Origin of the sequence: Mesorhizobium sp. M4A.F.Ca.ET.090.04.2.1 (genome assembly GCF_003999085.1) — a bacterium.
In the GTDB taxonomy this organism is placed as follows: domain Bacteria; phylum Pseudomonadota; class Alphaproteobacteria; order Rhizobiales; family Rhizobiaceae; genus Mesorhizobium.
This window is the reverse complement of sequence record NZ_RZOT01000497.1, coordinates 1-4,657: the sequence shown is the minus strand read 5'-3', so window position 1 is coordinate 4,657 and position 4,657 is coordinate 1. Positions and strand designations below refer to the sequence as shown.

Sequence of the window (4,657 nt, the reverse complement as noted above, 5' to 3'; positions counted from 1 at the left end):
CACCCCCGCAGCCGCCCGGGAGAGCGATTCCCGCCTGCAGCGGATGATCAGCGCCGCCGTCTCAAGCCCAGTGGACGGGTCGTTTTTGGCCAGCCCGGAAGTCATCACCCGCGACGCTTCGTTCTGGCTCCTTGCCGAGCTGGTGCCGATGACTGCATTCGTGCGCGACCTGTTCAACGGCGGTGACTTTCTGCTTTGCTTCACCGACCTTGTGAGGGAACATGCGCCATCGGCACGCTTGCTCGGCCAGGCTTTCCAACTCACGGCAGCCGAAGCGCGGCTGGCTTGCAGCCTGACCGCCGGCGACGGGATCGACGCCGCGAGCGCCCGATTGGCGATTGGCCGTGAAACCGCGCGAACCCAACTCCGCGCGATCCTCGCCAAAACGGGAACGCATCGCCAGGCCGAACTCACGGCGCTGCTATCACGCTTGCGCGCCCCCTAACACCACTGAACTGCGCGTCACCCATTCGGGTGAAGCGCGCATGCGCTTGCCACCGCATACTTCCCCAACAGATTGCCGAGATCGCGCCTATGGAACCCGGGGCAGTGCTGGATGGCATTATCGTTGGGCAAAGATATTCATTCCAACTCGCGGGCGCGGCCGGCACGATCGCGCATCGCGGCAATGGCGTTCCTCATCGGCGCATTTTGCTCGGTGTCGCTGGCGGCTGAACCAGCAAGGCCCCTCGTCGACCTCGAACTGGTCCTCGCGGTGGATGTCTCGTCCTCGATGAGCTTGTCCGAACAACGGGTCCAGCGTGACGGTTATGTCAGCGCATTCCGGCATCCGGACCTCGCTGGAGCCATAGGATCGGGCGCACGCGGCATGATCGCTGTTTCATATCTCGAATGGGCCGGGCCGAACTATCAGCGCGTCGTTCTGCCCTGGACGATCGTCGGCAGCTACGACGACGCCAAGCGGTTCGCCGACGCCCTGGCGGTCGAGCCTGTCACAGCGCAGGCAGGCACTTCCATTTCGGGCGCCCTTCTGTCAGCGGGCGACCTGTTTGCAAAGAGCCGCACCGCAGCGGCGCGCCGGATTATCGATGTATCGGGAGACGGTCCCAACAATGCCGGCCTGCCCGTCGCGCCGATACGCGACAGGCTGACAGGCTCCGGCATCACCATCAATGGACTGCCCGTCTCGCTGCCGCGCGGTGGTTCAAACGGCTTCCAATCCTTTGGCGAGCACTATCTCAATCTTTACTACGAGCGCTGTGTCATTGGCGGACCGGACTCATTCTTGATCGGAATCGACGATCTCGGGCAGTTCGAAGTCGCGATCCGCCGAAAGCTGCTCCTTGAGATCGCGGGCATGCCCGCGCGGCCCAGACTCGCGTCCTACAGCCCGGCAGGCGGCCGGATGTTCGACTGCTCTATGATCGGAACCACCGCGCGGTAACGCGCTTGTGCTGGCCTAGGGACGGAAAGCCGCTCCCCAGCTTTCCAGAAATCTAGCTCGCGGCATTGAAACGCAGGATGACGCGGTCGTCCTTGTCGGCGATGATGAGCTTGCCGGCGTCGAATGGTAGGAGGCGGCCTTGGCCAGCGCCTCGAACAGCGCCTTCTCCTGAGCCATGACCTCAGGCGCGCAGGCCATGTAGGTCGAGCCGATGTCGCTGATGGCGATCTTTTCGCCGTCCACCTTGGCGGTGGCGAAATAGGCGTTGCAGGGGCCCTTGCCGCCGGCCTTGCCGCCCTCGTCCACCCGGAACGTCGCCTGCGGGTCGGTGATGACGCCGATGCCGTCGATATATTCGACCAGCCAACTCTGCCCGAGCAGCGTATCCGCCGTTGGGTCCTGCGCCACCATCTTCAGCACGATGGTCTCAGGCTTATCGCTCAGCGGGTCGACCTGATGGCGCGTATCGGTGATGAACAGCAGCTTGTCGTCGACGGTGATGCGCGCCTGCAGCGCGTAGGTCATGTTCGGGCGGACGACCCGCGGGTCGAAGCTGATCTCGAACTTGATAGGCACCTGGCCCGCCGGCGCTACCTTGCGCTCGCCGATGATGGCGGCCGGCGCGTCGGCCAGCGACATGTCGGCAAGCTGCACCGAGAGCACGGCATTGGGCGGCAGCGCGATACGCTCGCGATACATCACCTCGCCCTTCAGCGTCGTCTCGGCGGCATCGGAGAATTCCGGCACCGCAAGTACGCCAACGACCAACGGCACCAGGCCGAAGATGAAGAATTCAGCGATCCTGTCCAGCATGACCCAGCTCCCCTAGGTTGCGCCAGCCAACGCAGGGTCCTGCAGGATTGCGGTCAATACATGGCCACGGGGTGGATTCTAATCGGTCGGCTTCGTCATCCAGCGCTCGGCTGCCTCGTCGTCGGCCTCCTTGGCCTCGACCCAGCCACCCTCGGAAGCATCGGCACGGTGCTCCTTCTTCCAGAAGGGCGCGCGCGACTTGAGGTAATCCATGAGGAAATTCGCCGCCTCGAATGCCGCCTGCCGGTGCGCCGAAGCCGCCACCACCAGCACGATGTTCTCGCCGGGCCGGACCTTGCCGTGGCGGTGGATGACGGTCAGCCCCTGCAACGGCCAGCGCTGGACCGCCTCGGTGGCGATGCGACCGATCTCGGCCTCGGCCATGCCCGGATAGTGTTCGAGCTCGAGGGCGGCGAGCCTGCCCTGCTCGTCGCGGCAAAGACCGGAGAAGGTCACCACGGCGCCGATATCGGCACGTCCCTTGGTCAGCCCGGCGATTTCGGCGGCGACGTCGAAATCCTCGCGCTGGATGCGTATTGCAGGCACCACAGCGTCCGCCACCTCAGCCCCCTGTCATCGGCGGGAACAGCGCGATCTCGCGCGCGCCCGCGATCTTCTCGCGGTGGCCGACATGTTCCTGATTGATGGCGACGCGGATGACGTCAGGAAATTGCAGCGCGTTCTCGTATTCCTCGCCGCGCGACTTCAGCCAACGCAATAGGTCTGCCACCGTCTCGATGCCGGGTGGCAGGTCGACATCCTCTTCCGGCTTGCCGATCCGCTCGCGCACCCAGGCGAAATAGATGAGCCTGGTCGCCATCTCACTCGTCCATGATGTGCTTGAGGCCGGCGCGGAAATAATCGTAGCCGGTGTAGAGCGTCACGAGAGCTGCGATCCACAGCAGCACCAGTCCGGTCTGCGTGGTCAGCGGGAAGATCTTGTCGCCGGCGGGGCCCGCCAGCAGGAAGGCGATGGCGACCATCTGGATGGTGGTCTTCCACTTGGCGAGCTGGGTGACGGGCACGGACACCTTAAGCGCCGCCAGATATTCGCGCAGGCCAGAGACCAGGATCTCGCGGCATAGGATGATGATCGCCGCCCACAGCGACCAGCCGGCGATGCCGGCATGGCGGTCGGTGTCGGCGGCAAGAAGCAGCAGGCAGGTGGCGACCAGCAATTTGTCGGCGATCGGATCAAGCATCTTGCCGATGTTGGAGGTCTGCTGCCAGGCGCGCGCCAGATAGCCGTCGAAATAATCGGTGATGGAGGCGAGCAGGAAGATGACCAGCGCCGACCAGCGGGCGAAGTCGCTCGACTTCAGATGTCCCTCGAGAAAGAAGCACAGCACCACCAGCGGCACCGCGATGATACGGGCGTAGGTGAGGATGTTCGGCAGGTTAAACGCGCGCTGGGCCATGTCGTTTTGGGTACTCTCTCCGCTGCGTACTCAAATCAGAAGGGAATGTGGGGGGTCAACTGGTCAGATTCGATTGGTCAGGCGAAAATAGGCGCAAGAATGGTCAGCTGTCATGAAAATGGTTGTAGACCAGCTTGGCCATCTGTTCCGAAATGCCGTCGACCTTGACCAGGTCCTCGACCGCGGCGCGGCTGACGGCCTTGGCGGTGCCGAAATGCAAAAGCAGCGCGCGTTTGCGGCCGGGGCCGATGCCGGCGATCTCGTCGAGCGGACTCTTGACCATCTCTTTCTTGCGGCGGGCGCGGTGCGAGCCGATGGCGAAGCGGTGAACCTCGTCGCGCAGTCGCTGGACGAAATAGAGCACGGGGTCGCGCACCGGCAGCGAGAAAGAGTCCCTGCCCCTGACGAAGAAGCGCTCGCGGCCGGCGTCGCGGTCCTGGCCCTTGGCGATGCCGATCGCGGCGACGCGGTCCTCGATGCCGAGATCGGCGAGGATCTTGCGCACCGCCGTCATCTGGCCCTGGCCGCCGTCGATGAGGATGACGTCCGGCCAGGCCGGAAAGCCGCCATTGGCCTCGATGCCGTCCTCGCCGTCATCCTCGGCCGGTGCGCCTTCCGCCTCCTGCCGCGTGTCGCCATGCTCCTTGAGCAGGCGCGAGAACCGCCGCTCCATGACTTCGCGCATCATGCCGAAATCGTCGCCGGGCGTGATCTCAGTCGAGCGGATGTTGAACTTTCGGTACTGGTTCTTCACGAAGCCTTCCGCCCCGGCGACGACCATGGCGCCGACGGCATTGGTGCCCATGATGTGCGAGTTGTCGTAGACCTCGATGCGCACCGGTGGCTTGGCCAGGCCGAAGGTTTGCGCAAAGCCCGACAGCAGGCGCGCCTGCGTCGATGTCTCGGCCAGCCTGCGGCCGAGCGCCTCGCGCGCGTTCTGCAGCGCGTTGTCGGTCAGGTCCTTCTTCTCGCCGCGCTGTGGCACGGAGATCGACACCTTGCGGCCGGCGCGGGTCGACAG

Annotated in this window: 6 protein-coding genes and 1 pseudogene; 2 read left to right on the top strand and 5 right to left on the bottom strand. The window is 64.6% G+C overall.

What is annotated here, in order from left to right:
• A pseudogene (locus EN781_RS26540) lies at positions 1-445 on the top strand (helix-turn-helix transcriptional regulator); the annotation flags it as partial.
• A gap of 183 nt (positions 446-628) precedes the next feature.
• A complete protein-coding gene (locus EN781_RS26535) occupies positions 629-1,405 on the top strand; it encodes a DUF1194 domain-containing protein (protein ID WP_189347876.1) in 777 nt (258 codons plus the stop codon).
• Between the two features lie 15 nt (positions 1,406-1,420).
• Here the strand turns inward: EN781_RS26535 and EN781_RS26530 are convergent, their stop codons facing one another.
• The 5 genes from EN781_RS26530 to EN781_RS26510 form a co-directional block, all read right to left on the bottom strand.
• The gene (locus tag EN781_RS26530; RefSeq protein WP_245455524.1) at positions 1,421-2,218 is read right to left on the bottom strand and encodes a YbaY family lipoprotein; all 798 of its coding nucleotides are present in this window, start codon (positions 2,216-2,218) and stop codon (positions 1,421-1,423) included.
• 78 nt (positions 2,219-2,296) lie between these two features.
• The gene (locus EN781_RS26525; RefSeq protein ID WP_126055599.1) at positions 2,297-2,779 is read right to left on the bottom strand and encodes a molybdenum cofactor biosynthesis protein MoaE; all 483 of its coding nucleotides are present in this window, start codon (positions 2,777-2,779) and stop codon (positions 2,297-2,299) included.
• Position 2,780: 1 nt separating this feature from the next.
• The gene (gene moaD, locus EN781_RS26520) at positions 2,781-3,038 is read right to left on the bottom strand and encodes a molybdopterin converting factor subunit 1 (RefSeq protein ID WP_126055600.1); all 258 of its coding nucleotides are present in this window, start codon (positions 3,036-3,038) and stop codon (positions 2,781-2,783) included.
• 1 nt (position 3,039) lies between these two features.
• Positions 3,040-3,636, bottom strand: a complete 597-nt coding sequence (pgsA, locus tag EN781_RS26515) for a CDP-diacylglycerol--glycerol-3-phosphate 3-phosphatidyltransferase (protein WP_126055601.1) — start codon at positions 3,634-3,636, stop codon at positions 3,040-3,042.
• A 103-nt stretch (positions 3,637-3,739) separates the two neighbouring features.
• A partial coding sequence (locus tag EN781_RS26510) for a helix-hairpin-helix domain-containing protein (protein ID WP_281034396.1) occupies positions 3,740-4,657 on the bottom strand: 918 nt, incomplete at its 5' end.

Bases quoted from the DNA above. Each gene is read 5' to 3' on its own strand.
- EN781_RS26535 (WP_189347876.1), top strand. From the start codon at position 629: ATGGCGTTCCTCATCGGCGCATTTTGCTCGGTGTCGCTGGCGGCTGAA.
- EN781_RS26530 (WP_245455524.1), bottom strand. From the start codon at position 2,218: ATGCTGGACAGGATCGCTGAATTCTTCATCTTCGGCCTGGTGCCGTTG.
- pgsA (WP_126055601.1), bottom strand. From the start codon at position 3,636: ATGGCCCAGCGCGCGTTTAACCTGCCGAACATCCTCACCTACGCCCGT.
- moaD (WP_126055600.1), bottom strand. From the start codon at position 3,038: ATGGCGACCAGGCTCATCTATTTCGCCTGGGTGCGCGAGCGGATCGGC.